Here is a 22,905-nt window from a genome sequence, read left to right as displayed (position 1 = left end):
TGGCTGCACCTCTGTCGCGGTCTGTGGTGTGGGTTACAGCGTCCCGCTACACGTCCGTGACCCGCAGGCCCGCGTGCGCCTTGTAGCGGCGGTTCACCGAGATCAGGTTGGCCACCAGCGACTCCACCTGGTGCGCGTTGCGCAGCCGGCCCGCGAAGACGCCCCGCATCCCCGCGATGCGGCCCGCCAGCGCCTGGACGATCTCCACGTCCGCCCGCTCCTCCCCCAGCACCATCACGTCCGTGTCGATCTCGTCGATCGCCTCGTCCTGGAGCAGTACCGCCGACAAGTGGTGGAACGCCGCCGTCACGCGCGCCTCCGGCAGCAGCGCCGCCGCCTGTTCCGCCGCGCTGCCCTCCTCCGGCTTCAGCGCGTACGCGCCCTTCTTGTCGAACCCGAGCGGGTTCACGCAGTCGACCACCAGCTTGCCCGCGAGTTCCTCGCGCAGCGTCTCCAGCGTCTTGGCGTGGCCCTCCCACGGCACCGCCACGATCACTACGTCACTGCGGCGGGCGCATTCCGCGTTGTCCGCGCCCTCGATGCCCAGGCCCAGCTCCTGCGCCGCCGTCTCTGCGCGCTCCGCCGCCCTGGATCCGATGATCACCTTCTGGCCCGCCCTGGCCAGTCGGTATGCCAGGCCACGGCCCTGGTCGCCTGTGCCGCCGAGTACGCCCACGACTAGTCCGGACACGTCCGGGAGGTCCCAGGGGTCCTTCGCCGGGGCCTTCGCGGGAGCCTTCGCAGGGGTCGTATTTGAAGGGTTCTGAACGTTGTCGGTAGAGGTCATGTCCGTGACCTTACTCAGCCGTACCAAGGTCAACCAGAGAGATCTGTCAGTGCCGTGGCCCCTCACCGATCAGGGGGAAATCCCTGTGAACTCGGTCTGGCGATCTGACGGTTGAGGCAGTATGCGCGGCATGGACGCCGTACGGGTCGCATTGCTGCGGGAAGTGCTTGCCGGGACCGAGTGGCTGGGCGCGACGCGCCGCTTCGCGGGGGCGCTTCGGGGGTCCGTCGTGCCGCACGGAGGTGGGTTGCTGCTCGTCGGTACGCCCTCTTACGAACCCTGGCATCTCGCCGCCCATCTGGTGGACGAGGCCGCGTGGTCCGGGATGCCTGAGCTGTCGCCCACGCTCGTGCGGCATCGCGCTGTCGAGGGTGATCCGGCGCATCTTGCCGTGGGGCTCGGGCGGGTGGAGGCGGCTCGGCGGGGGGAGACTCTGCTGGTCGTGGCGCCTGGGGCGCCGGGGGCCGAGCTGCTGGAGCGGGTGCATGACGCTCGGCGGGCCGGGGCGACGGTGATGGCGCTGTCTTCCGGAGATCGTGAGCTGCACGCCATGGCGCATGAAGCGCTGGCCCCTGGGGCCGATCTTGATCTCGACACCGTGCAGCATCTGGTGAGTGCTGCTGCCGGTGAGAATCCCGTTCCCGCTGCTCGGGGGCCTCGGCGGCGCTTTCGTGACCGGTTGTCCCGGCTGGCGGATCAGCTGACTTCTCCGCCGCCGGGTGGGTGGTGACTCCTACCTGACAAGGGCACCGAGTGATCGTGGGTGGTTTCGGTGTCCTTGCTTTTTCCGTCGGTGGGGGACGGCGGTCTTTTGGGTGCGGGGCCGCGGGGGCATGTACGTGCTCGCTGTTCTACGGGTTTACGTGGGGTTCAGTTCGCCCTGCGTGTGGTGCTGGTGGCTCCGCGCGCACATGCCCCCACGGCCCCTCCCGTTGTCGGGCGCCTTTCCGCCGGTGGGCGGTCCCTCTTGCTTGTTACGTCGGTGATCGCCGGCGGCGATCTACGCCTCGTCGTCGTTCTTAGCCGCGGCGTCGTGCCACTTCGGGTCCGTTTCCCATTCGAGGTTGCGTTCCCGGGCCGTTTCCATCGCGTGTTCCGCCTCTGTGCGGGTCGCGTACGGGCCGAAACGGTCCTTGTTGGGGCACTCCGGCCCCTCCTCGACCTTCTTGTGTTCGAGGCAGTAGTACCACTCGCCGGGCTTTCCGACGGTCCGCTTCTTGAACAGGGCCATCTGCGGCTCCTCTCGCCATGACCATGGTCCCCCACAGCCGCTCGATACACTCGCTGGTATGTCTGGTCAGTCGCTGCTCGTACCGGGGGAGCTCTCTCCCACTCGTTCCGTGCCCGGAAACATCCGGCGTCCCGAATACGTGGGCAAGCCCGCTCCGACGCCGTACAAGGGGCCGGAGGTCCAGACCCCCGAGACCGTCGAGGCCATGCGGGTTGCCGGGCGGATCGCCGCTCAGGCCATGGAGGCCGCCGCCAAGGCCATCGCCCCCGGCGTGACCACGGACGAGCTCGACCGGATCGCCCACGAGTACATGTGCGACCACGGCGCCTACCCGTCGACCCTCGGCTACCGCAACTTCCCCAAGTCGCTGTGTACGTCCGTCAACGAGGTCATCTGCCACGGGATTCCCGACTCGACCGTCCTGAACGACGGCGACATCGTCAACCTCGACGTGACCGCCTACATCGGTGGCGTGCACGGTGACAACAACGCCACTTATTTGGTGGGCGATGTGGATGAGGAGTCCCGGCTTCTCGTCGAGCGCACCCGCGAGTCCCTCAACCGCGCCATCAAGGCCGTCAAGCCCGGCCGTCAGATCAACATCATCGGCCGTGTCATCGAGTCCTACGCCAAGCGGTTCGGCTACGGCGTCGTGCGGGACTTCACCGGGCACGGCATCAACTCGTCGTTCCACTCCGGGCTGATCATTCCTCACTACGACAGCCCCCACGCGACCACCGTCATCCAGCCCGGGATGACCTTCACCATCGAGCCCATGCTGACTCTGGGCACCCATGAGTACGACATGTGGGACGACGGGTGGACCGTCGTCACGAAGGACCGGAAGCGGACCGCTCAGTTCGAGCACACGCTCGTTGTGACCGACTCTGGTGCGGAGATCCTCACCCTTCCGTGAGCTGTTGCCCCATGGAAGCCCGCTCCTGTTGGAGCGGGCTTCTTTTGCGTTCCCTTGGTCCCGGTTCGGGGTAGCGTCCTTTTGCCGACACCCCGTCGGGAACCTGGAGGTCTCATCCCATGGACACGCCCTCGGCCTTCTCCGCCTTGATCCGCGCCGCCTCCCACGAGCAGCACGCCGAGGCGGAGAGCACCACCTTCATGAGCGATCTGCTGGGTGGGGCTCTTGGGGTTGAGGCTTATGCCCGGTACACCGAGCAACTCTGGTTTGTTTACCGGGAGTTGGAGGGTGGCGGCCTGGAGGGTGGGGCGGGGGGCCAGGTGGGGGGTGGGCTGGAGGGGCTGGAGGGGCTTGTTGGGGATCCTGTTGCGGGGCCTTTTATTCAGCCTGAGTTGTTTCGGCTCCGTGAGATCGAGCGGGATCTTGCCCATCTGCGGGGGGACGGGTGGCGGGATTCGCTCTCTGCGCTTCCTGCTACTCAGGTCTACGCCGACCGCGTTGCCGAGTGTGTGCGGTCCTGGCCCGGGGGTTACGTCGCCCATCACTACACCCGTTATCTCGGCGATCTCTCCGGAGGGCAGATCATCCGTGACAAGGCCGAGAAGGCTTGGGGGTTTGCCCGTAAGGGGGATGGGGTTCGGTTTTATGTTTTTGAGGGGGTCTCCAATCCTGCTGCCTTCAAGCGTCGTTATCGTGAGCTGCTTGATGGCGTTTGTGCTGATGAGCTTGAGCGGCAGCGGATTGTTGGTGAGTGCAAGCTTGCCTTCTCGTTGAACACCGGTGTGTTCAAGGCCCTTGGTGAGGAGTTCGGGCGCGCCGCCTGATCACGTCAGGCTTACTCTGCCGCCTATCTCGATCCAGCCCTCCGGCTGCGGTGCCGTCAGGATCTGGGAGCCTCTGCCCTGTGTGATGTTCAGGGCTCGGCCCAGTTGCGCCGTCAGGAGGAGGGCCGCTGCGCCCGTTGCCTCGTCTTCCGTTATTCCGTCGTTTCTGCCCGGGAATCCGCGTGCTCGGATTTTGCCTGCCGCCATGTCCTGCCATGCCCAGGCGTAGATCCATTCACCGGGGGGCGGGATGGGGAGGTCTTTTACGGCAGCTGGGGATTCGTGCCGGGTCAGGGTTCTTGGGGGTGCCCAGGATGGTCTGGCTTCTATCCAGGTGAACTCGCCGTCCTGCCTTGTTCCTACTGCGCCCGCCTGCGTTACCAGTTCGGGGACGTCCAGTAGCCAGGCCGCTCCTACGCAGGGGTGGCCGGCGAAAGGGAGGCGGGTTGTGGGGGTGTAGATGTCGATGACGCCCCGCTCGGGGTCGTCCACGAACACCGTCTCGCTGAAGCCCAGCTTCGCCGCCATCGCCTGGCGGTCTTCCCTGTCGGGGACCGTGCTTCCGTCGCGTACGACTCCTAGTTCGTTGCCGTGGTCGCCCTGCGGGCCGCAGAACACGCGGAGCACGTCGTAGTCCGTCATCCCGGCAGTCAATCAGAGGGCCGCCGGTTTGCCTTTTCTTGGCTTTTTTTGCGGGGTCGTCCATGGGTCGCTCGTGGCCGGGGCGGTACGGGGTGGAGTCGATGTGAAGTGAATCACCGTACCCCCGGGGTGCAGTGAGGTAAGCCTCCGTTAAGTTAGGTCTGCCTCACTCGCTGATTGAACCGTCTTGGAGCCCGTATGCGAGCCGTTCGACTCTCTGTTGTCACCGCCGCCGCCACCGCGGCGACCCTGGCCGCCGTCACGGGCTGCACCCAGAAGAGCGACGCCAAGGCCGGCGGCGACCACGTTGTCGAGGTCACCGCCACCGATGACAAGTGCGAGGTCTCCAAGACCACGTTCCCGGCCGGGCACGTCGAGCTGTCGATCGCCAACAAGGGCTCCAAGATCACCGAGGTCTACGTCCTCTTCCCGGACGACCGGATCGTCAGCGAGCGCGAGAACATCGGGCCCGGCACCAGCCAGAAGCTCACCGCCGAGGTCAAGGCCGGCACGTACGAGATCGCCTGCAAGCCCGGCATGAAGGGTGCCGGCATCCGGCAGAAGGTCACCGTCACCGGCGGCAAGGCCGTCAAGCGTGACGCCCGTCTGGACAAGGCCGTCGCCGATTACCGGACCTACGTGGAGCAGCAGGCCGCCGACACGCTGCCCAAGGCCAAGACGTTCACGGACGCCATCCGCAAGGGCGACCTGAAGGCCGCTCAGGCCGCGTACGCGCCCTCCCGTATCGGCTGGGAGCGCACCGAGCCCGTCGCCGAGTCCTTCGGTGACATCGACCCGAAGGTCGACGTCCGCGAGGACGGCCTGGAGGCCGGGCAGAACCCGAAGACCGAGTGGACCGGCTGGCACCGCCTGGAGAAGTCCCTCTGGCAGGACAAGAAGATCGGCCCGCGCGAGAAGCAGCTGGCCGACCAGCTCGACAAGGACCTCAAGGACTGGGAGCAGCGCGTCGGCAAGGCCGCCATCACGCCGACCTCCATGGCCAACGGCGCCAAGGAGCTCCTCGACGAGGTCGCGACCGGCAAGGTCACCGGCGAGGAGGAGCGTTACTCGCACACCGACCTCGTCGACTTCAAGGGCAACGTCGAGGGCGCCGAGAAGGCGTACGAGCTGCTCAAGCCCGTCGCCTCGGAGAACGACCCGGCGCTGACGAAGGACCTCGACAAGCAGTTCGCCGCTCTGGACAAGCTGCTCGACAAGTACCGCAAGGGCTCCGACTCGTACGAGTTCACCTCGTACGACAAGGTCGGCGAGAAGGACCGCAAGGATCTGTCGGACGCGGTGAACGCGCTCGCGGAGCCGCTGTCCAAGCTCGCCGCCGCCGTCGTCGTCAAGTAATCGTCCGGGGACGCAGGTAAGGGATCAGGCATGACGGACACCACGACCGAGAGCACGGGCACGGATGCCGCGCGTGGGACTTCGCGGCGGTCGCTGCTCGCGGTGGGCGGGGCGGGCCTCGTGGTCGGTGCCGCCGCGGCCGGCGGCGCCGTCGCCGTGACGCGCTCGGGTGACCAGCCTCAGCCGGTGGCCGACACCGGCGGCGCCGTGGCCTTCCACGGCGCGCACCAGGCCGGCATCGCCACCGCCGTCCAGGACCGGCTGCACTTCGCGGCGTTCGACGTGAAGACCGACGACCGCGACGAGTTCGTGCAGCTCCTGAAGGACTGGACGAAGGCCGCGGCCCGCATGACGGAAGGTCATGCGGTCGGTGACGGCGCCTATGGCGGGCTGCCTGAGGCGCCGCCGGACGACACCGGTGAGGCGCTCGGTCTCAAGCCGTCCCGGCTGACCCTGACGATTGGTTTCGGGCCCTCTCTGTTCGAGAAGTTCGGGCTGAAGGATCAGCGGCCTGAAGCTCTTGTCGATCTGCCGCAGTTCCCGCACGACAATCTCGACCGGGCTCGTAGTGACGGCGATCTGTGCATTCAGGCGTGTGCGGATGATCCGCAGGTCGCCGTGCACGCGATCCGGAATCTGGCGCGGATCGGCTTCGGCAAGGTCGCCGTCCGGTGGTCCCAGCTCGGCTTCGGCAAGACGTCGTCCACGACTCCGGACGCGCAGACCCCGCGCAACCTGTTCGGCTTCAAGGACGGCACGCGCAACATCGCGGGCACCGACAACGCGGCCCTGGACCAGCACGTCTGGGCCGGCAAGGACGACGGTCCCGCCTGGATGACCGGCGGCTCCTACCTCGTGGCGCGGCGCATCCGCATGAACATCGAGACGTGGGACCGCACTTCGCTGACCGAGCAGGAGGACGTGTTCGGGCGCGACAAGGGCGAGGGTGCCCCGGTCGGCAAGGCCAAGGAGCACGACGCCGTGTTCCTGAAGGCCCTCAAGCCGACCTCGCACGTCCGCCTCGCGCACCCCGACTCCAACGGCGGCATCCGCATTCTGCGCCGCGGTTACTCCTTCACGGACGGCACCGACGGTCTGGGCCGCCTGGACGCGGGTCTGTTCTTCCTGGCCTATCAGCGCGACGTGCGCAAGGGGTTCATCCCGCTTCAGCGGGCCCTGTCGCGCCACGACGCGCTCAACGAGTACACACAGCACGTGAGTTCGGCCGTCTTCGCCGTCCCGCCCGGCGTCCGTGACCCGGGCGACTGGTGGGGCCGGGCGCTGTTCTCCAAGGAGGCATGAGGACATGTTCGGCAACTACCTGATCGGCCTGCGCGAGGGGCTCGAGGCCTCTCTCGTCGTCTGCATTCTCATCGCGTACCTGGTGAAGACGGAGCGCCGTGACGCGCTGCGTCCCATCTGGATCGGCATCGGCATCGCCGTCGCCGTCGCGCTCGGCTTCGGTTTCGCCCTGACCTTCGGCTCGCAGGAGCTGTCGTTCGAGGCGCAGGAGGCGCTCGGCGGTTCGCTGTCGATCCTCGCCGTGGGTCTCGTGACGTGGATGGTCTTCTGGATGCGGCGCACCGCGCGGCACCTGAAGACCGAGCTGCACGGCAAGCTGGACGCCGCCCTCCAGATGGGTACGGCCGCGCTCGTCGCGACCGCCTTCCTGGCCGTGGGCCGTGAGGGCCTGGAGACCGCCCTGTTCGTGTGGGCGTCGGTGCGCGCGTCGAACGACGGCACGCACGGGCCGCTCATCGGGGTCCTGCTCGGCCTGCTGACGGCGGTCGTCCTCGGCTGGCTGTTCTACCGGGGCGCCCTGAAGATCAACCTCGCGAAGTTCTTCACGTGGACCGGCGCCATGCTGGTCGTCGTGGCGGCGGGCGTCCTCGCGTACGGCGTGCACGACCTCCAGGAGGCGCAGTTCCTCGGCGGCCTGTCCAGCCTGGCGTTCGACATCAGCAACACGATTCCGCAGGACAGCTGGTACGGGACCCTGCTGAAGGGCGTGTTCAACTTCCAGCCCGACCCGACGGTCCTGCAAGTCACCGTCTGGCTGCTGTACTTGATCGCGACGCTCGCGGTGTTCTTCGCGCCCTCCGGTTTGCTGTCGCGCAAGCCGAAGCCCGGGGCGCAGGCACCCCGCGAGTCCGCCGAAGTCTGATCCGGACGCAATAGCCGCTCCCCTCCCCGATAGGGTTCGGGCCCGGGAAGGGGAAGGTGAAGAGAACCGATGAGCAAGCTCCTCCGCAGGCCGCGTGGCCTCAGGAAGCCCGCCACGGCGGTGGCCCTCGCGGCCGCCGTGGCGGTCACGGCGAGCGGGTGTGTGACGGTGCACGGGGAGCGGGAGGTCGTCCCGGCGGCCACGAAGGCCGAGGCCGCCCGCGCCCTGAAGGACTTCACCACCGCGTACAACAAGGCCGACAAGGCGTACGACCGGTCTCTCGACGAGGACCATGTGACGGGCGCGCTCGGCGCGATCGACGGGGCGAAGCTGAAGGCGGGGCACGTCAACCACCCCGACGGCAACCCGAACCACTCGCCGCTCGTCCTGTCCGACGCCCAGTTCGCCATCCCGAAGAAGGCGGGGTGGCCCCGCTGGTTCGTCGCGGAGACGAAGGCCAACCGCGGCGGTGACTTCCGGTGGATGCTCGTCTTCACCCGCGGCGACGTGAACCGGCCGTGGCAGGTGTCGTACCTGACGCTGATGGCCCCCGGTGACGTGCCCGAGCTGAAGAAGGACAAGGACGGCTGGGCGCAGCCGGTGAAGGCGGACGACGCGGGTCTCGCGGTCGCGCCGGAGGATCTCAGCCGTAAGTACGCGACGTATCTCAAGGACGGCGGGGACGGTTTCGCGCCGGGCGCGCAGACGTCCGCGTGGCGGACCACGCGTGAGCAGAACGCGAGCCGCCCGGGTCTCGCCCGGCAGTACGTCGACCAGCCGCTGACGTCCGGGGACTACGCGCCGCTGGCTCTGCGTACGGCGGACGGCGGGGCCATGGTGTTCTTCACGACGCACCACTACGAGAAGCAGACCGCGTCCAAGGGCCTCAGCATCACCGTCGACAACGAGAACGTGAAGGCGCTGATGACGGGCGACGTCAAGCAGTCGCTGACGCTGGAGCGGGTCTCGAACCAGGTCGCCGTCGATCCGGCGAAGGGCGGCGACGTGGACATACTGACGCGGCTTGAGGGGCTTACGGGGGCTAAGGGGAGCTGACCCGCACCGCTCTCGCTGACCTTGCCCAGGGCGCGCCTTTCCGGCGCGCCCTTTGCGTTGTGTGCTCCGTCAGCCCCGGGAGGGCCAGGCCGCTGTCTGTTCGTCGCCGGCGAAGCGGGCGCAGGCGTCCGTGAGGACTTCGAGGAGCGTGAGCGGGTCGGGCAGCGGGTGTTCGAGGCCGCGTACCCAGTCGACGGAGCGCTCACCCGGGAGCCGGGCGGGCGGTACGAGGACGTACGAGCCGCGGCAGTGCCAGCGCAGGCCGGGGTGCTCGTCCATCGTCTCGGGGTGGCAGTCCAGCTCGCACGGCCACCACTCGTCCTCCTCGTCGGGGGTGCCGCGGGTGGCGGTGAAGAAGAGCATCCGGTCGCCGCCGGACTCGGCGACGGGGCCCACGTCGATCCCGGCGGCGAGCAGCCGCTCCAGCGCTTCGCGGCCTGCGTCGAGGGGGACGTCGAGCACGTCGTGGACCATGCCCGTCGCGGTGATGAAGTTGGCCTGCGGCTGATGCTTCGCCCAGCGCTCGATCTGGGCGCGGTCCGTCGTGGACTGGGTCTGCCAGGCGAAGGAGACGGGGTGTCTGCCGGGCGTGGGACAGCCGATCCGGTTGCACGAACACCGGTAGTCAGAGGGGTACGCGGCGGGGGCGAGCGGCAGTCCCGCGGCGGCCGCGGCCAGGATCAGCGCCTCTCGGCCGCCGTCTCCCTCGTCCTCCTTGGGGCGCCGGGAGCGCAGCCACTGGGAGATCCTGCCCTGTCCGCCGGACCGACGGCCGTACTCCGCGCCCATCTATCCCCTCACCTCTGCCGTAGTACCGGGAAGCACGTCCCATGGTCGCACCATCCTGCGTCGCGGGGGACCACAGTCCACATCCGGGGTGCGCGAGCGAGGTGCCGGCCGTCTGCTACCGGTCGGCCGCGGGTACGTCGTCGCAGGTCAGCGCGGGGCGATGCCGTAGAGGGCGTACTCGACGAGGGTGTCGGCGTAGGCGTGGGTGAGGGGGCCGGTGCCCTGGAGCCAGCGCTGGGCGAGCGGTGAGACGAAGAGGTCGCGGGCGATGTACGGGTCGACGTCGGCGCGTACCTGGCCGGCGTCCTGGGCGGCGCGCAGCCGGCGTACGTACAGGTCGAGCGAGGGCATGAGGAGGCGGCCCACGAAGTCCTCGCCGAAGGACGGGTCGGCGAGGCCCTCGGCGGCGAGGGCGCGGGCCGGGGCCTCGTAGCGGGGGTCGAGGAGTTCGTCGACGGTGGCGCGCAGGACCGTCTTGAGGTCGGCCTCCACGTCGCCGGTGTCCGGGATGCTGTCGTTCTTCGCCCAGTCCCCCGCGCCGGCCGCCTCCGCCGCCTGGGCGCCGAGGTCGATGAAGGCTTCCATGAGGACTTCCGCCTTCGAGGACCACCAGCGGTAGATCGTCTGCTTGCCGACGCCGGCGCGTGCGGCGATGCCCTCGATGGTGGTCTTCGGGTAGCCGACCTCGGCGACGAGGGCGAGGGCGGCGTCGTAGATCGCGCGGCGCGAGCGCTCGCTGCGGCGGTTGGAGTCGGGGGTGTTCTTCTCGGGCATGGCCCGAATGTACGCGTTGCCGGTCCCCGGGGGGTGGGGGTGCGGTGCGGGTTGTCGGTGGCCGGTCGCGCAGTTCCCCGCGCCCCTTAAGGGGGCACACGACCTGAGCCCCTGAAAGGGGCGCGGGGAACTGCGCGACCAGCCGAAGGCGACCGGCAGACGACAACGGACAGCAAGGGGCACCCCTTACGGGGCCGGAGGCCAAACGTCGCCCCAGTCCGCGTCGCGCGCAGCGCGATAAAGCGGACCGTGCCGCTTCGTCACCGTTTCGCGGCCGAGGCCGCCCTCCGCCTCGCACAGGTCCAGGAGTACCTGGCCCTTACGGATCTGGGGGCGGCGAACGATCCGGGCCTGCGCGCGCTCAGGCGCGAACCTCGTCGCCGCCACATAACTGAACTTCTCGTCCTCGTACGCCAGTGACCCGCCCTTGACCTGCCGGTGCAGGGAGGACCTGCTGACCCGCGCCGAGAAGTGGCACCAGTCCGTGCCGGGCTCGATGGGGCAGGCCGCGCTGTGCGGGCAGGGCGCCGCGACATGGAACCCGGCGTCGATCAGCCGCTGCCGGGCCTCGATGATCCGCTCGTAGCCGTCGGGGGTGCCGGGCTCGACGACGACCACGGCCCCGTTCTCGCCGTCGGCGGCGCGCGCCGCCGCGTCGACCACCGCGCGGCGGTCGTCCGGGGTCAGCTCCTTGAGCACGTACGACACCGTCACGAGATCAGTGCTCTCGATGGTGAGCGCCGCTCCGATACGAGAGCGCTGCCACTGCGTGGCCTTCAACTGGCCGCAGGCGTCCGCCAGTTCACGTCCGAGCGCGAGCGCGGGCTCGGCCCAGTCGAGGACCGTGACCGGACGCTCCCCCTCCCATGTGTCGGCGACCGCCCAGACCGCCGCGCCCGTCCCGCCGCCCACATCCACCTGGCTCCCGGGCGCCCAGCCCTCCGGCGCCGCGTCGGCCAGCGCGCCGAGCGCCGAGCGGACGGCCTCGAACGTGGCCGGCATCCGGTACGCGGCGTACGCGGCGACGTCGGCCCGGTCCCGCAGGATCGGCGCGTCCGTGGGGGTGCTCCCCCGGTAGCTCGCGATCAGCCGGTCGACGGCACGCGCCGCCGCCGCGCGCGGCAGCCCGTCGAGCAGGCCCGCGAGCGCGGTGCGCAGGGTGTCGGCCGGGGAGGCGGGCGAGAAAGGGGAGCGGGGGGCGTTCACCCCGTGATTCTACGGTCGGGGCGGGCGCCGGAGCGCGGGCCTGGACGGGGGCCGGGGCGGGGGCCGGGGCAGGGGCTGAGGCGGAAGCCCGTCACGCCCCCGCGGCCCGCGCCAGACGTGTCGCCGCCGCCGCGCGCGGCCCGTTCCTCGGCGGCCTGCGGCGCGGGTGGACGGTGTTCGCGAGGAGGACCAGGAAGGTGTCCGTGGCGGGGTCGAGGACGAGCGACGTACCCGTGAAGCCGCAGTGTCCCGCCGCGCCCCGGCCCGCGAGCTCCCCCATGAACCACGGCTCGTCGATCCGGAAGCCGAGGCCGGGGGCCGTCAGCATCAGGTCGACGTGGTCGGGGCCGAGGATGCGGGCGGTGCCGTACGAGCCGCCGTTGAGGAGCGCGCGGCACAGCACCGCGAGGTCGTACGCCGTGGAGAAGAGGCCCGCGTGGCCGGCGACGCCGCCGAGCGCCCAGGCGTTCTCGTCGTGGACGGTGCCGCGCAGCAGGCCACGGTCGGCCTTGGCCCAGGGGCGGCGCTGGTCCTCGGTGGCGGCGGCGCCGGGGCAGGGGCCGAAGGCGGTCGCGGTCATGCCGAGGGGGCGGGTGATGCCGGCGCGGACAAGGACGTCGAGGGGGCGGTGCGTGACGCGTTCCAGGACGTGCTGGAGCAGCAGCAGGTTGAGGTCGGAGTAGAGGTACTCGCCGGGCGGGGACGACGGGGCCTCGGCGTGCAGGGCCGCGAGGCGGGCCGCGTCGTCCGGGCAGTCGTACAGCGGGAGTTCGGGGCGCAGGCCCGAGGTGTGGGTGAGGAGCTGGCGGATCGTGACGCCGTGTTCGGCGGCGGCGGTGAACTCGGGGACGTAGGCGCCCACCCGTTCGTCGAGGCCGAGGGCGCCGCGCTCCAGCTGCTGCACGGCGGCGATCGTCGTGAACAGCTTGGTGAGGGACGCGAGGTCGAAGGGGGTGTCGGGGTGCATGGGGACGGAGGTGCCCGGCGGGAGTTCGACGCCCCGGTCGCGTGTCTCGTCGTAGGCGAGGTACCGCACCGCCCAGCCGGCCGCCTCGTGCACGGCGACGACGGGGCCGCGGCCCGCGAGGACGACGGCGCCCGCGCACCAGGGGTCGGTCCCGCGCGGCAGTTCGCGGACGTCCTGGACGAGGAGGCGCATCTCTTCGGGGTCGAGCCCGGCGCGCTCGGCGGTGCCGGGGCGCAGTCGGGGGGAGCTCTGGCGGTTCATCGGGTGCTCTGGCGGTTCATGGCGTGCTCTGCTCAATCGACTTGTTCAACGGGGGCCGTCCCCTCCGGCGTCGGCTCGGCCTGCTCGGTCCCGCGCCGCCAGGGGCGGCACAGTCCCACGAAGCAGGCCATGGCCGCCAGCGCGCAGGCCAGTTGGACGACGGCCATCGGGACGGCGGTGTGCTCGCCCGCGATACCGACGAGCGGTGAGGCGATCGCGCCGACCAGGAAGGAGGAGGTGCCGAGGAGCGCGGAGGCGGAGCCCGCGGCGTGCGGGGTGCGCATCAGGGCGAGGGCGTTGGTGTTGGGCATGGCGAGGCCCATCGCCGACATGAGTACGAACAGGCCGGAGGCGACCGGGGCGAGCCCGACGTCACCGAACGCGCCGGACGCCATGAGCAGGAGCGCGGCCCCGGCGAGCGCGATGATCACGAGGCCGACGGCGAGTGCCTTGTCGAGGCTGACGCGGCCGACGAGCAGCTTGCCGTTGATCTGGCCGACGATGATCAGGCCGACGGAGTTGATGCCGAACAGGAGGCTGAAGGTCTGGGGCGAGGCCCCGTAGATCTCCTGGATGACGAACGGCGAGGCGCTGATGTACGCGAACAGCGCGGCGAACGCGAAGCCGCCCGCGATCATGTAGCCGGTGAAGACGCGGTCGGCGAGGAGGCCGCGCATGGTGCGCAGGGCTTCCATGGTGCCGCCGCCGTGCCGGCGCTCGGGGGCGAGCGTCTCGGGCAGGCTCTTCCAGACGAGGGTGGTGAGCGCGATGCCGACGGCGGTGAGGACGACGAAGATGCCGCGCCAGTCCGTGACGCGCAGGACCTGGCCGCCGATGAGGGGCGCGACGATCGGGGCGACGCCGGAGATCAGCATGAGCGTGGAGAAGAAGCGGGCCATCTCGACGCCGTCGTAGAGGTCGCGCACGACGGCTCGCGCGATGACGATGCCGGCGGCCCCGGCGAGGCCCTGCACCAGGCGGAAGCCGATGAGGAGCGGGGCGGTGGGGGCGAGGGCGCAGACGGCGGTGGCGGCCACGTAGACGAGGAGGCCGATGAGGAGCGGGCGCCTGCGGCCCCACTTGTCGCTCATCGGGCCGACGGCGAGCTGCCCGAGCGCCATGCCGGTGAGGCACGCGGTGAGGGTGAGCTGCGCGGTGGCGGCCGAGGCGTGCAGCGCGCCGGTGACCTCCGGGAGTGCCGGGAGGTACATGTCCATGGACAGCGGCGGTACGGCGGTGAGGCCGCCGAGGACGAGGGTGACGAGGAGGCTGGTGCGGCGGAGGGAGGCGGGAGCGGCCTTCGGTACCGGGGCGGGGGCTTCCGGTGCGGGGGCGGCGGTGGAGGCGGGGGCCTCCGGTGCGGGGTGCGTGGCGGGCGCCTCGGGTATGTCCCGCGTCGTGCGCTCGGACGCGCGCTCGCGGCCGTGGTCCGACATGCCGTTCCCCTCCCGATAGTTCATTCGAATGCCTATGCTCTCAGCTCGAACGCATTGGTTGAGACCACGCGGCACGTGTTCGAACTGCCGGCAGGGGGCGTTGAGTGGTGGAACGTGAGCGGGTGCGGTGGGGCGTCCTGGCGACGGGCGGCATCGCCACGTCCTTCACCGAGAACCTTCTCGGGATGCCGGACGCGGAGGTCGTCGCCGTGGCGTCCCGCTCCGACGCCTCGGCGAAGGCGTTCGCGGAGCGGTTCGGCATCCCGCGCGCGTACGGGGAGTGGTCGGCGCTCGCCGAGGACGAGGGCGTGGACGTGGTCTACGTCGCGACCCCGCACTCCGCGCACCGGGCCGCGGCCGGGCTGTGCCTGGAGGCGGGACGGGCCGTCCTGTGCGAGAAGGCGTTCGCGCTGAACGCGCGGGAGGCGGAGGAACTGGTCTCGCTCGCCCGCGGCCGCGGCCTCTTCCTGATGGAGGCCATGTGGATGTACTGCCATCCGCTGATCCGGCGGCTGAAGGCGCTCGTCGACGACGGGGCGGTGGGTGAAGTCCGCAATGTGCAGGCGGACTTCGGGCTCGCCGGGCATCTGTTGCCGGCGGCTCGGAACGGGGCGCTGCCCGCCACGCACCGGCTGCGTGATCCGGCGCAGGGCGGGGGTGCGCTGCTCGACCTGGGGGTGTATCCGGTGTCGTTCGCGCATCTGATCCTCGGGGAGCCGTCGGACATCACGGCGAGAGCGGTGCTCTCGGACGAGGGCGTTGATCTCCGTACGGCGATGCTGCTCTCGTGGGAGAGCGGTGCTCACGCGCTCCTGAACTGCGCCATCGACGCGGGCACGCCCGTCACCGCGTCCATCACCGGCTCGGCGGGGCGCATCGACATCCCGCACGGCTTCTTCTATCCGGACCGTTTCGTGCTGCACCGGGACGGGCGGGAGGCCGAGGAGTTCACTACGGCCGCCACTGACGGTCCCCGGGACAGTCTTCGGCATGAGGCGGCGGAGGTCATGCGGAGGCTGCGTGCCGGTGAGACGGAGTCACCGCTGGTGCCGCTTGCCGGTTCTCTGGCGGTGATGCGCACGTTGGACTCCGTCCGGGAGCGGGTCGGGGTGCGGTATCCCGCGGAGCGGTTTTAAGGGGCCGGGTTTCGTTCGTTGTCGGGTGCGGGTCTGTGGGGGCTTGTCGCGCAGTTCCCCGCGCCCCTGACGGGGCGCTCTTGCCGGAGCACGGACACCGCCGCCGGCTCCCGCGCCCGGGGACCGCGCCCCTTTTCGGGGCGCGGATGCCCCTGCCGTACGCTCCGGGGCCATGGACGATCAGTACAGCAACGCGGGACAGCACGCTCGGACCGCCGTGGTGACCGGGGCCGGGTCAGGGATCGGGCGGGCCGTCGCCGTCGAACTGCTCCGCGCGGGCTGGCGGGTGGCGCTCGCGGGCCGGCGGGCCGAGACCCTCGACGCGACGGCGGCCCTCGCGCCCGGCACGGAATCCCTGTCCGTACCGACCGACGTCACCCGCCCCGACGACGTGGCCGGGCTCTTCACCGCCGTACGCGATGAGTTCGGGCGCCTGGACCTCCTCTTCAACAACGCGGGCACGTTCGGCCCGGCGGGACCCGTCGAGGAGCTGGAGTACGACGCCTGGCGGCACGTCGTCGACACGAACCTGAACGGCGCGTTCCTGTGCGCGCAGGCGGCGTTCCGGCAGATGAAGGAGCAGGACCCGCAGGGCGGCCGGATCATCAACAACGGTTCCATCTCCGCGCACACGCCCCGGCCGCACTCGGTCGCGTACACGACGACGAAGCACGCGCTCACGGGGCTCACCAAGTCGCTGTCCCTGGACGGGCGTCCGTACCGGATCGCGTGCGGGCAGATCGACATCGGCAACGCCGCGACCGACATGACCGAGCGGATGCAGACCGGAATTCTCCAGGCTAACGGGACGCTCGCCGTCGAGCCGGTGATGGACGTCGCCGACGTGGCGCGCACCGTCCGTCACATGGCCGAGCTGCCCCTGGAGGCGAATGTGCAGTTCGCGACGATCCTGGCAACGAACATGCCGTACGTCGGCCGTGGCTGAGCCAAAAAAATCTCCACAAACGGAATGAGAGCTACCGGCCTAATTACGGGCAATGCAGCCCGTATGCTCAGTTCATCTCCACGAGAGCTTCACATCTGGAGCAGGCCTTACACATAATTGGCTTTCACTGAACCATTGCCAGGGGAGGGAAACGCGGGCAACCGTTCCGCGGCCACGGGTGGGGGAACTCGCGTTCGGGGACGCGGGAATGACCCAGGCCGCGGAACGGTTGCCTGCGACATGGCTGACACTCCCCCTGACGTGCTGCGGTACACAGCGTTCAGCACCGACCCCGCGGGCGGCAACCCCGCCGGGCTCGTGCTTGACGCGCGTGAGCTCGACGACGAGGCGATGCTCGCGATCGCGGCCCGGCTCGGGTACAGCGAGTCGGCGTTCCTGACCCGGGCGCCCGACGGCGACCCGCGCTCGTACGTCGTGCGTTACTTCAGCGCCAAGGCGGAGGTCCCCTTCTGCGGGCACGCCACCGTGGCGGCGGCCGTGGCGCTCGGCGAGCGCGACGGGACCGGCGACTACGTCTTCCACACGCGGGCCGGCGAGGTGCCGGTCACCGTCACCCAGGACCCCGACGGCACCCCGCGCGCGACGCTCACCAGCGTCGAACCGCACGTCACGGACGTGGCCCCCGGCGATCTGGCCGAGGCCCTCGCCGCCCTCGACTGGCCGGCCACCGATCTGGACCCGGCCCTTCCGCCGCGCATCGCGTACGCGGGCGCCCGGCACCTCGTCCTCGCGGCGTCGACCCGCGAACGGCTCGCGGACCTCTCCTACGACTTCGCGCGGCTCGAGACCCTGATGCACCGCCTCGACCTCACCACGGTCCAACTGGTGTGGCGGGCCGCCGAGTTCACCTTCCACGCCCGCAATCCGTTCCCGGTCGGGGGCGTCGTGGAGGACCCGGCGACGGGCGCCGCCGCGGCCGCGTTCGGCGCGTACGCGCGCGCACTCGGACTCGTCCCCTCCGAGGCGGTCCTCACCCTTCATCAGGGCGAGGACATGGGCCGGCCGGGCGAGCTGACGGTCACGCTGCGCTCCGGCGACCCGCGAGTCCGAGTGAGCGGCACGGGGGTCCGGATCCCGGGGTAGGGCGCCGGCTCCTGACGTGTTCAAACGGGTGCGGCTACGCCTGGCCCGTCTCGAAGCGGGTGACCTTGCCGCCGGCCACCGTGAACTGCCACGTCGTCCGCATCTCGCCCCAGGCGTCGTTGCGGTAGAGGGCCGTCAGGGCGAGGCCGTCCGCGTACTCCTTCTCGACCTCCATGTGCCCGTGGGAGTCGAAGATCTCGCGTCCGGCCCACTCGTCCAGGTCCCGGTCCGACCCGTCGTCGGCCATCGTCGCGCCGGGCGCGAGGGCTGCGTGGAAGGCCTCCCGGTCATGGGCGTTCACCGCGGCCACGAAGGCCCGCACGGCCGGTTCGCTGAGCTTCGCTGTCTGGATGGGCATGACGTCTCGTCTCTCCTTCCGGCGCTACGTTGCCGGACCTTCCGGTCGTACGACGCCGGGCTCGGGGACCGCTCGGGGCGGCCCTGGTCCCCGGGCCAGGCTCACACCGCGGCCCGCCGCCCGCCAGCCGGACGGGCCCGCGCACCGGGTGCGGGGGAGCCCGAACTGGCGGACCGTAGGGACCATGAGCTGTGACAAGTCTTGTGTGAACCGGAGAGACCTCGGACTGCTCGCGCTGCGCGTGGGCACCGGCGGCGTGCTGGCCGCGCATGGCGCGCAGAAACTGCTGGGCTGGTTCGGCGGCGGCGGCCTGCACGGCACGACCGCCGCCATGGAGGCGATGGGCTACCAGCCGGCCAAGGCGAGCGCGCTGGCCGCCGGTGTCGGCGAGGCGGGCGGCGGCGTCCTGCTCGCCCTCGGCCTCGCCACGCCTGCGGCGGGGGCCGCCGCCGCGGGCACGATGGCCGGCGCCGCTGCGGTGCACGCGCCCAACGGTTTCTTCGCGATGGGCGGCGGCTACGAGTACCCGGCCTTCCTGGGTTTCGTCGCGGCGGGCCTCGCGGTGACCGGCGCGGGCCGCTACTCCCTCGACCACGCGATCGGCCACGTCTTCGACCGGCACTGGATGGTGCCGGCCGCCCTCGTGGGCAGCGCGGCGGCGGCGCTCGCGGTCGTGGGGTCGCGGAACAAGAGGGTGAGCGGGGCGGGTCCGGAGGCGGAAGCGGAGCCGGATTCCGGGGAAGCCGCGGGGGCGTAGCCCGTACGTGGCAGGGTGCGGGGTATGCCTGACGACACTGAGGTCTCCCCCGCCCCGCCCACGTACTCCGAAGTGTGGGAGACCGTCGAGCGGCTGCGTGCCTGGCTCGACGCGAACGGCCGGCGCAGCGGGGAGGACGCGGTCCTGCTGCGCGTGCTGAAGCTGTCGGAGGAGGTCGGCGAGGTCGCGGAGGCGGTCATCGGTGCCGTCGGGCAGAACCCGCGCAAGGGCGAGAGCCACTCCTGGCAGGACGTGGAAGCGGAACTCTGCGATGTCGTGGTGACGGCGCTCGTCGCGCTGCGCACGCTGACCCCGGACGCGCCCGAGGTGTTCGCGGGGCATCTGCGCCGGGTGGCGGAGAGGTCGCTCTCCGGGGAGGGGCGGGGTTAGGGTCCGGGGGCGTCACGATCACCGGAACCGACAAACGGGGGGCCGACATGGGCAGTTCCAACATTTCCAATGCTTCCGGCGCGTTCGACGGAGGCAGGATCATCGCGGTCAGCAGCAACGGCACGTACTCCTTCACGAAGCCGAACCGGGAGAGCATCACGCTGCTCGCCGGGCTCGGTGTGGAGGGCGATGTGCACGCGGGCGTCACGGTCAAGCACCGGTCGCGCGTCGCGCAGGACCCGACGCAGCCGAACCTGCGGCAGGTCCATCTCATGCACGAGGAACTGTTCGCGGAGGTCGCCGAGCACGGCTTCTCGGTGGCGCCCGGTGACCTGGGCGAGAACATCACGACGACCGGCATCGACCTGCTCGCCCTGCCCACGGGCGCGCTGCTGCACCTGGGCGAGGACGGCGCGGTCGTCGAGATCACGGGGCTGCGCAACCCGTGCGTCCAGATCGACGGGTTCCAGGACGGGCTGCTGAAGCAGGTCGTCGGGCGGGACGAAAGCGGGGCGGTGGTCCGCAAGGGCGGCATCATGAGCGTCGTGAGGACCGGCGGCGTGGTCCGCCCCGGCGACCCGATCCAGGTCGTCCTCCCGGCCGAGCCGCACGTCCCGCTCGAACGGGTCTGACGACGGTCCCGCGCCCGTCAGCCGTCGACGGCCGACGGGCGGGGGGCGGGGGCGGCGCGCTCATCGCCGGGCAGCGCGTGCGCGGATGCGCTGGGAGGCGCACGCTGGTAAGAGCACTTCCGGAGGTGATCACGATGTCGGCACAGACCACTGTCGGATGGCACGTGGAGCTGGAATTCGAGGAAGACACCCACCGCACGCGGGCCGCCGCGCTCGTCCGACTCCCCGACGGGAACGAGGTCAGGGCCCACGGCTACGCGAGCCGCCACCCCTCCGACAAGAACCAGCCCCGGGTGGGCGAGGAGGTAGCGGGCGCCCGAGCCCTCAACGAACTGGCGATGAAGATGCTGACGAAGGCCCACGACGAAATAGACGAGGCCTCGGGCCGGACGTCACATCCGCTGAGGTAGCGAGTCACGACATCTCGGGCGACGAATTCAACCCCGCTGAACAACGGCGCTGCGCATCGCGGAGGCGTAAGCGGCAGACGAGTCGGGCTGTACGCCGGGTTCTGTCGCCCGGTCGCCTCGCGGCGGTCGGGGAGACGGCCATCCATCTAGGGCCGGCGTTGCCGCCGGCCTCGTGCGGTCTACCCGCGGACTCGGGCGGGCAGCCCTCGATCGTCCGCGCAGAGCCGCCTTTTACAGCGGCTCCTTTTGACCTTGCTCCAGGTGGGGTTTACCTAGCCGCCTGAGTCACCTCAGGCGCTGGTGGTCTCTTACACCACCGTTTCACCCTTACCGGCGGCCGAAGCCTCCGGCGGTCTGTTTTCTGTGGCACTGTCCCGCGGGTCACCCCGGGTGGCCGTTAGCCACCACCTTGCCCTGTGGAGCCCGGACGTTCCTCGGGAGAATCCCTCGTGAAAGGGCTTCCCACGCGGCCGTCCGCCCGGCTCGTCTGCCGTGCCAGCCATCCTACCCGCGCGCCTGGACCACCTCAGACGAAGTCGGCCGTCTCCAACTCGAACCCGAACGGCTCCGGGAGCGCGATCGCCTTGCCGAAGGGCATGGTCCAGGACTGGCGATAGTCGCCGTTCTCCGGATCGCCGTACAGCGTCACGGAGGACTTCTCGCGGTCGATGAGCAGGTAGAGCGGGATGCTGCCGTGGGCGTAGCAGCGCCGCTTGACCGCCTCTCGGTCATGGTTCGGCTTGGTGGAGGTGACCTCGACAACCAGCGCCACCCCCTCGCAGGGCATCCAGGAATCGGCACCCCGGAACAGGCGGCGCTCCGTGGGAGCGAAGGTGCCGTCGGGGATGAGGTGGTTGCGCGGGCACGACCCCCCGCTGGGCAGTTTGAGGCCCTTGTTCCCGGAGAAGTCCATATCGGTCCGGGACCGCCTGATCACCTGCTTCATGATCACGTTGATGTAGTCCTCATGGTCCCCGTCCGGCGGTGGCGTCACGGCGATCTCCCCCTCGATCAGTTCCGCCCGGAAGCCCTCCGGGGTGTCCAGGGACAGAAAGCCCTCCAGCAGGACCTCTTCCTGCGTGACCGGCTCGTGTGCCATGGCAGTCATGTCACGCCCCTTCCTCTGCTGGTCGCCAGACTTGGACATCGGTTGATCAGCCGTCCCTGAGATCGGGAGTTGTTCCCTCGATCGTGGCACATCGGGCCCACGTACCGGGGTGTTCACGCCGGTGCGAACTGGACCTTCGCCGTGCCCGGGTCTGCCTGGGTCAGGCGGACTCGTAGGCGTTCGCCGAGGGGGAGGGGGGTCTGGCCGCCTGCGATGCGGGCCACTACCGCCGGGTGTGTCAACTGGACTGTTCCTATGGACGGTTCGTGGTCTTTCACGTCCACCACGCAGGCGTCGAAGGTCTCGCCGATGCGGTCCTTGAGGAGGGCTGCCTCGACTATGTCCACGCACTCGCGCTCCACCGTGTTGGCGCGGCGCGTGCCGTCCGCCATTGCCTTGGGGAGGCCGGGGAGTGCGGTGAGGACCCACTCCGGGGGCGGGGTGCCCGCGGACGCGGAGAGGCAGAGTTCGGAGGCGTAGCGGTCGGCGAGGCGGCGGAGTGGGGCCGTGCAGTGCGCGTACGGCGCGGCTACGGCGGAGTGGACCGTCAGGCCGGGGAGCGTGCCGCCGCTGAACACCGTGTAGCCCGCGCCGCGCAGCAGCGTCGTGCACTCCTGGAGGAACGCCGCGTGGCGCGGCTGCCGGGGGTTGAGCGAGCGGATGAGCTGCGCGTACGGGACGTGGTGGGGCCAGTCGATGTGCAGGGCGACGGCCGTGCGGCGGAGGCGGCCGACGGCTCCGTCGGGGGCGGCGGGGAGCGTGCGCAGGATGCCGGTGCCCGCGGCGAGCATGAGGTCGGCGGCGGCCATGCCCGTGAGCAGGGAGATCTGCGCGTTCCACCCGTCGGCGGGGAGCGGGGCGCGGTAGTCGAGCACGTATTGGCCGTCGCGTTCGGTGATCTGCTGTTCCGGGACGTTGAGGGAGATGCCGCCGCGCTCCGTCTCCAGTTGTTCGCGCAGGCGCCCGATGTCGCGCAGCAGGGCTACGGGTTCCTCGGCGGTGCCGGTGTCGACGGCGCGCTGCACGCCCGCGTAGTCGAGTTTGGCGCGGCTGCGGACGGCGGCTCGGGTGACTTCGGTCGCGACGGTGCGGCCGTCCGCGTCCAGGTCGATCGTCCACAGGACGGCGGGGCAGGTCTGGTCGGGGAGGAGGCTGGCGGCGCCCTCGCTGAGCACGGGCGGGTGCAGCGGGACCCTCTCGTCGGGGAAGTAGAACGTGGTGACCCGGCGGTGGGTCTCGACGTCGAGCGGCCCGCCGGGCATGACGTACGCGGCGACGTCGGCGATGGCGTAGCGGACGCGGTAGCCGCCGCCCGCGCGGCGTGACAGGTGCATCGCCTGGTCGAGGTCGAGTGAGGTGGGCGGGTCGAGTGTGAAGAAGGGGATGTCGGTGGCGTCCCGTACCGGTTGTGGGGGGTTCGGGGAGGTCGCGGCGCGTTCCGCTTCGGCGAGGGCGGCGGGCGGGAAGGGCCCCGGGACGTCCAGGGCCGTACGCAGGTCACGCAGTGCGGCGCGCAGCGGAGCCTCGGCTGCGCCAGTCACACGGAGATGACGGCGGGGCATGAACAGAGCGTAGGACGGGGTGGGGAGGAAGGCACCCGGTGGCCGGGGGGCAAAGGGTGCCCGGTCACGACGTACGTCATCGGGCGCCCGGTG

At 70.5% G+C, this 22,905-nt stretch carries 25 protein-coding genes and 1 other RNA gene; 14 read left to right on the top strand and 12 right to left on the bottom strand.

Going from position 1 to position 22,905, the window contains the following annotated elements:
• Nucleotides 1–46: 46 nt before the first annotated feature.
• Nucleotides 47–787 carry an NADPH-dependent F420 reductase gene (npdG, locus tag ABZ893_RS20365; RefSeq protein WP_361405391.1) on the bottom strand — a complete coding sequence of 247 codons (741 nt, stop codon included), beginning with the start codon at nt 785–787 and terminating at the stop codon, nt 47–49.
• A gap of 130 nt (nt 788–917) precedes the next feature.
• On the opposite strand from npdG, the gene ABZ893_RS20360 reads away from it, so the two are divergent.
• A complete protein-coding gene (locus tag ABZ893_RS20360) occupies nt 918–1,517 on the top strand; it encodes a hypothetical protein (protein ID WP_361405388.1) in 600 nt (199 codons plus the stop codon).
• Between the two features lie 270 nt (nt 1,518–1,787).
• On the opposite strand, the gene ABZ893_RS20355 is transcribed toward ABZ893_RS20360, so the two are convergent.
• A complete protein-coding gene (locus ABZ893_RS20355; RefSeq protein ID WP_361405385.1) occupies nt 1,788–2,018 on the bottom strand; it encodes a hypothetical protein in 231 nt (76 codons plus the stop codon).
• 58 nt (nt 2,019–2,076) lie between these two features.
• Here ABZ893_RS20355 and map point away from each other — a divergent pair, with 58 nt between their 5' ends.
• Both map and ABZ893_RS20345 read left to right on the top strand, forming a co-directional pair.
• Nucleotides 2,077–2,934, top strand: coding sequence for a type I methionyl aminopeptidase (gene map / locus ABZ893_RS20350; RefSeq protein ID WP_361405382.1), 858 nt, complete (start codon nt 2,077–2,079; stop codon nt 2,932–2,934).
• A 119-nt stretch (nt 2,935–3,053) separates the two neighbouring features.
• A complete protein-coding gene (locus ABZ893_RS20345) occupies nt 3,054–3,758 on the top strand; it encodes a biliverdin-producing heme oxygenase (protein ID WP_361405379.1) in 705 nt (234 codons plus the stop codon).
• On the opposite strand, the gene ABZ893_RS20340 is transcribed toward ABZ893_RS20345, so the two are convergent.
• Complete coding sequence (locus ABZ893_RS20340; RefSeq protein WP_361405376.1) at nt 3,759–4,400, bottom strand: PhzF family phenazine biosynthesis protein; 642 nt, start codon at nt 4,398–4,400, stop codon at nt 3,759–3,761.
• A gap of 198 nt (nt 4,401–4,598) precedes the next feature.
• Here ABZ893_RS20340 and efeO point away from each other — a divergent pair, with 198 nt between their 5' ends.
• The 4 genes from efeO to ABZ893_RS20320 all read left to right on the top strand — a co-directional run bounded on the left by efeO (nt 4,599) and on the right by ABZ893_RS20320 (nt 8,976).
• Nucleotides 4,599–5,756: an iron uptake system protein EfeO gene (gene efeO / locus ABZ893_RS20335; protein ID WP_361405373.1), complete on the top strand. Its 1,158-nt coding sequence runs from the start codon at nt 4,599–4,601 to the stop codon at nt 5,754–5,756.
• A 30-nt stretch (nt 5,757–5,786) separates the two neighbouring features.
• A complete protein-coding gene (efeB, locus tag ABZ893_RS20330) occupies nt 5,787–7,058 on the top strand; it encodes an iron uptake transporter deferrochelatase/peroxidase subunit (protein WP_361405370.1) in 1,272 nt (423 codons plus the stop codon).
• 4 nt (nt 7,059–7,062) lie between these two features.
• Nucleotides 7,063–7,920 carry an iron uptake transporter permease EfeU gene (gene efeU, locus ABZ893_RS20325; RefSeq protein WP_361405367.1) on the top strand — a complete coding sequence of 286 codons (858 nt, stop codon included), beginning with the start codon at nt 7,063–7,065 and terminating at the stop codon, nt 7,918–7,920.
• Between the two features lie 69 nt (nt 7,921–7,989).
• Nucleotides 7,990–8,976 carry a hypothetical protein gene (locus tag ABZ893_RS20320; RefSeq protein ID WP_361405364.1) on the top strand — a complete coding sequence of 329 codons (987 nt, stop codon included), beginning with the start codon at nt 7,990–7,992 and terminating at the stop codon, nt 8,974–8,976.
• Between the two features lie 69 nt (nt 8,977–9,045).
• Here the strand turns inward: ABZ893_RS20320 and ABZ893_RS20315 are convergent, their stop codons facing one another.
• From ABZ893_RS20315 to ABZ893_RS20295, 5 genes are all read right to left on the bottom strand, one after another.
• Nucleotides 9,046–9,765, bottom strand: coding sequence for a bifunctional DNA primase/polymerase (locus tag ABZ893_RS20315; RefSeq protein WP_361405361.1), 720 nt, complete (start codon nt 9,763–9,765; stop codon nt 9,046–9,048).
• A 147-nt stretch (nt 9,766–9,912) separates the two neighbouring features.
• The gene (locus ABZ893_RS20310) at nt 9,913–10,539 is read right to left on the bottom strand and encodes a TetR/AcrR family transcriptional regulator (protein WP_361405358.1); all 627 of its coding nucleotides are present in this window, start codon (nt 10,537–10,539) and stop codon (nt 9,913–9,915) included.
• 186 nt (nt 10,540–10,725) lie between these two features.
• Nucleotides 10,726–11,745 (bottom strand): small ribosomal subunit Rsm22 family protein, encoded by a 1,020-nt coding sequence (locus tag ABZ893_RS20305; RefSeq protein WP_361405355.1) that lies wholly within the window; start codon nt 11,743–11,745, stop codon nt 10,726–10,728.
• Between the two features lie 91 nt (nt 11,746–11,836).
• Nucleotides 11,837–12,973: a serine hydrolase domain-containing protein gene (locus tag ABZ893_RS20300; protein ID WP_361405352.1), complete on the bottom strand. Its 1,137-nt coding sequence runs from the start codon at nt 12,971–12,973 to the stop codon at nt 11,837–11,839.
• Nucleotides 12,974–13,005: 32 nt separating this feature from the next.
• The gene (locus ABZ893_RS20295) at nt 13,006–14,409 is read right to left on the bottom strand and encodes a multidrug effflux MFS transporter (protein WP_361405349.1); all 1,404 of its coding nucleotides are present in this window, start codon (nt 14,407–14,409) and stop codon (nt 13,006–13,008) included.
• A 107-nt stretch (nt 14,410–14,516) separates the two neighbouring features.
• On the opposite strand from ABZ893_RS20295, the gene ABZ893_RS20290 reads away from it, so the two are divergent.
• From ABZ893_RS20290 to ABZ893_RS20280, 3 genes are all read left to right on the top strand, one after another.
• Complete coding sequence (locus tag ABZ893_RS20290; protein WP_361405789.1) at nt 14,517–15,545, top strand: Gfo/Idh/MocA family oxidoreductase; 1,029 nt, start codon at nt 14,517–14,519, stop codon at nt 15,543–15,545.
• A 172-nt stretch (nt 15,546–15,717) separates the two neighbouring features.
• Complete coding sequence (locus ABZ893_RS20285; protein ID WP_361405346.1) at nt 15,718–16,491, top strand: SDR family oxidoreductase; 774 nt, start codon at nt 15,718–15,720, stop codon at nt 16,489–16,491.
• Nucleotides 16,492–16,731: 240 nt separating this feature from the next.
• The gene (locus ABZ893_RS20280) at nt 16,732–17,595 is read left to right on the top strand and encodes a PhzF family phenazine biosynthesis isomerase (protein WP_361405343.1); all 864 of its coding nucleotides are present in this window, start codon (nt 16,732–16,734) and stop codon (nt 17,593–17,595) included.
• Between the two features lie 34 nt (nt 17,596–17,629).
• On the opposite strand, the gene ABZ893_RS20275 is transcribed toward ABZ893_RS20280, so the two are convergent.
• Nucleotides 17,630–17,953 (bottom strand): nuclear transport factor 2 family protein, encoded by a 324-nt coding sequence (locus ABZ893_RS20275; protein WP_361405340.1) that lies wholly within the window; start codon nt 17,951–17,953, stop codon nt 17,630–17,632.
• Nucleotides 17,954–18,137: 184 nt separating this feature from the next.
• Between ABZ893_RS20275 and ABZ893_RS20270 the strand changes: the two genes are divergently transcribed.
• The 4 genes from ABZ893_RS20270 (at nt 18,138) to ABZ893_RS20255 (ending at nt 20,142) form a co-directional block, all read left to right on the top strand.
• Nucleotides 18,138–18,710: a DoxX family membrane protein gene (locus ABZ893_RS20270; RefSeq protein WP_361405337.1), complete on the top strand. Its 573-nt coding sequence runs from the start codon at nt 18,138–18,140 to the stop codon at nt 18,708–18,710.
• A gap of 24 nt (nt 18,711–18,734) precedes the next feature.
• Nucleotides 18,735–19,100: a MazG-like family protein gene (locus ABZ893_RS20265; protein ID WP_361405334.1), complete on the top strand. Its 366-nt coding sequence runs from the start codon at nt 18,735–18,737 to the stop codon at nt 19,098–19,100.
• A gap of 47 nt (nt 19,101–19,147) precedes the next feature.
• Entirely contained in the window at nt 19,148–19,732 is a 585-nt protein-coding gene (locus tag ABZ893_RS20260; RefSeq protein ID WP_361405331.1) for an MOSC domain-containing protein, read from the top strand.
• A gap of 134 nt (nt 19,733–19,866) precedes the next feature.
• Nucleotides 19,867–20,142, top strand: coding sequence for a DUF1876 domain-containing protein (locus ABZ893_RS20255; RefSeq protein ID WP_361405328.1), 276 nt, complete (start codon nt 19,867–19,869; stop codon nt 20,140–20,142).
• 74 nt (nt 20,143–20,216) lie between these two features.
• Here ABZ893_RS20255 and rnpB read toward each other — a convergent pair.
• From rnpB to ABZ893_RS20240, 3 genes are all read right to left on the bottom strand, one after another.
• An RNA gene (gene rnpB, locus ABZ893_RS20250) (RNase P RNA component class A) lies at nt 20,217–20,628 on the bottom strand.
• A 40-nt stretch (nt 20,629–20,668) separates the two neighbouring features.
• Complete coding sequence (locus ABZ893_RS20245; RefSeq protein ID WP_361405325.1) at nt 20,669–21,250, bottom strand: Uma2 family endonuclease; 582 nt, start codon at nt 21,248–21,250, stop codon at nt 20,669–20,671.
• 113 nt (nt 21,251–21,363) lie between these two features.
• A complete protein-coding gene (locus tag ABZ893_RS20240; RefSeq protein WP_361405322.1) occupies nt 21,364–22,812 on the bottom strand; it encodes an RNB domain-containing ribonuclease in 1,449 nt (482 codons plus the stop codon).
• Nucleotides 22,813–22,905 lie beyond the last annotated feature (93 nt).

Source organism: Streptomyces sp. NPDC046821, from assembly GCF_040645335.1.
Classification (GTDB): Bacteria; Actinomycetota; Actinomycetes; order Streptomycetales; family Streptomycetaceae; genus Streptomyces.
Note: the sequence above shows the minus strand (reverse complement) of the source record. Positions and strands in the feature narration are given on the sequence as shown.

What these genes read in the sequence shown, in the direction of transcription:
- ABZ893_RS20245 (WP_361405325.1), bottom strand. Translation starts at nt 21,250, where the DNA reads ATGACTGCCATGGCACACGAGCCGGTCACGCAGGAAGAGGTCCTGCTG.
- ABZ893_RS20300 (WP_361405352.1), bottom strand. Translation starts at nt 12,973, where the DNA reads ATGAACCGCCAGAGCTCCCCCCGACTGCGCCCCGGCACCGCCGAGCGC.
- npdG (WP_361405391.1), bottom strand. Translation starts at nt 787, where the DNA reads ATGACCTCTACCGACAACGTTCAGAACCCTTCAAATACGACCCCTGCG.
- ABZ893_RS20320 (WP_361405364.1), top strand. Translation starts at nt 7,990, where the DNA reads ATGAGCAAGCTCCTCCGCAGGCCGCGTGGCCTCAGGAAGCCCGCCACG.
- ABZ893_RS20360 (WP_361405388.1), top strand. Translation starts at nt 918, where the DNA reads ATGGACGCCGTACGGGTCGCATTGCTGCGGGAAGTGCTTGCCGGGACC.
- efeB (WP_361405370.1), top strand. Translation starts at nt 5,787, where the DNA reads ATGACGGACACCACGACCGAGAGCACGGGCACGGATGCCGCGCGTGGG.
- ABZ893_RS20340 (WP_361405376.1), bottom strand. Translation starts at nt 4,400, where the DNA reads ATGACGGACTACGACGTGCTCCGCGTGTTCTGCGGCCCGCAGGGCGAC.
- ABZ893_RS20255 (WP_361405328.1), top strand. Translation starts at nt 19,867, where the DNA reads ATGTCGGCACAGACCACTGTCGGATGGCACGTGGAGCTGGAATTCGAG.
- ABZ893_RS20295 (WP_361405349.1), bottom strand. Translation starts at nt 14,409, where the DNA reads ATGTCGGACCACGGCCGCGAGCGCGCGTCCGAGCGCACGACGCGGGAC.
- map (WP_361405382.1), top strand. Translation starts at nt 2,077, where the DNA reads ATGTCTGGTCAGTCGCTGCTCGTACCGGGGGAGCTCTCTCCCACTCGT.
- ABZ893_RS20240 (WP_361405322.1), bottom strand. Translation starts at nt 22,812, where the DNA reads ATGCCCCGCCGTCATCTCCGTGTGACTGGCGCAGCCGAGGCTCCGCTG.
- ABZ893_RS20315 (WP_361405361.1), bottom strand. Translation starts at nt 9,765, where the DNA reads ATGGGCGCGGAGTACGGCCGTCGGTCCGGCGGACAGGGCAGGATCTCC.
- ABZ893_RS20275 (WP_361405340.1), bottom strand. Translation starts at nt 17,953, where the DNA reads ATGCCCATCCAGACAGCGAAGCTCAGCGAACCGGCCGTGCGGGCCTTC.
- ABZ893_RS20355 (WP_361405385.1), bottom strand. Translation starts at nt 2,018, where the DNA reads ATGGCCCTGTTCAAGAAGCGGACCGTCGGAAAGCCCGGCGAGTGGTAC.
- ABZ893_RS20285 (WP_361405346.1), top strand. Translation starts at nt 15,718, where the DNA reads ATGGACGATCAGTACAGCAACGCGGGACAGCACGCTCGGACCGCCGTG.
- ABZ893_RS20280 (WP_361405343.1), top strand. Translation starts at nt 16,732, where the DNA reads ATGGCTGACACTCCCCCTGACGTGCTGCGGTACACAGCGTTCAGCACC.
- efeO (WP_361405373.1), top strand. Translation starts at nt 4,599, where the DNA reads ATGCGAGCCGTTCGACTCTCTGTTGTCACCGCCGCCGCCACCGCGGCG.
- ABZ893_RS20270 (WP_361405337.1), top strand. Translation starts at nt 18,138, where the DNA reads ATGAGCTGTGACAAGTCTTGTGTGAACCGGAGAGACCTCGGACTGCTC.
- ABZ893_RS20345 (WP_361405379.1), top strand. Translation starts at nt 3,054, where the DNA reads ATGGACACGCCCTCGGCCTTCTCCGCCTTGATCCGCGCCGCCTCCCAC.
- ABZ893_RS20265 (WP_361405334.1), top strand. Translation starts at nt 18,735, where the DNA reads ATGCCTGACGACACTGAGGTCTCCCCCGCCCCGCCCACGTACTCCGAA.
- ABZ893_RS20310 (WP_361405358.1), bottom strand. Translation starts at nt 10,539, where the DNA reads ATGCCCGAGAAGAACACCCCCGACTCCAACCGCCGCAGCGAGCGCTCG.
- efeU (WP_361405367.1), top strand. Translation starts at nt 7,063, where the DNA reads ATGTTCGGCAACTACCTGATCGGCCTGCGCGAGGGGCTCGAGGCCTCT.
- ABZ893_RS20260 (WP_361405331.1), top strand. Translation starts at nt 19,148, where the DNA reads ATGGGCAGTTCCAACATTTCCAATGCTTCCGGCGCGTTCGACGGAGGC.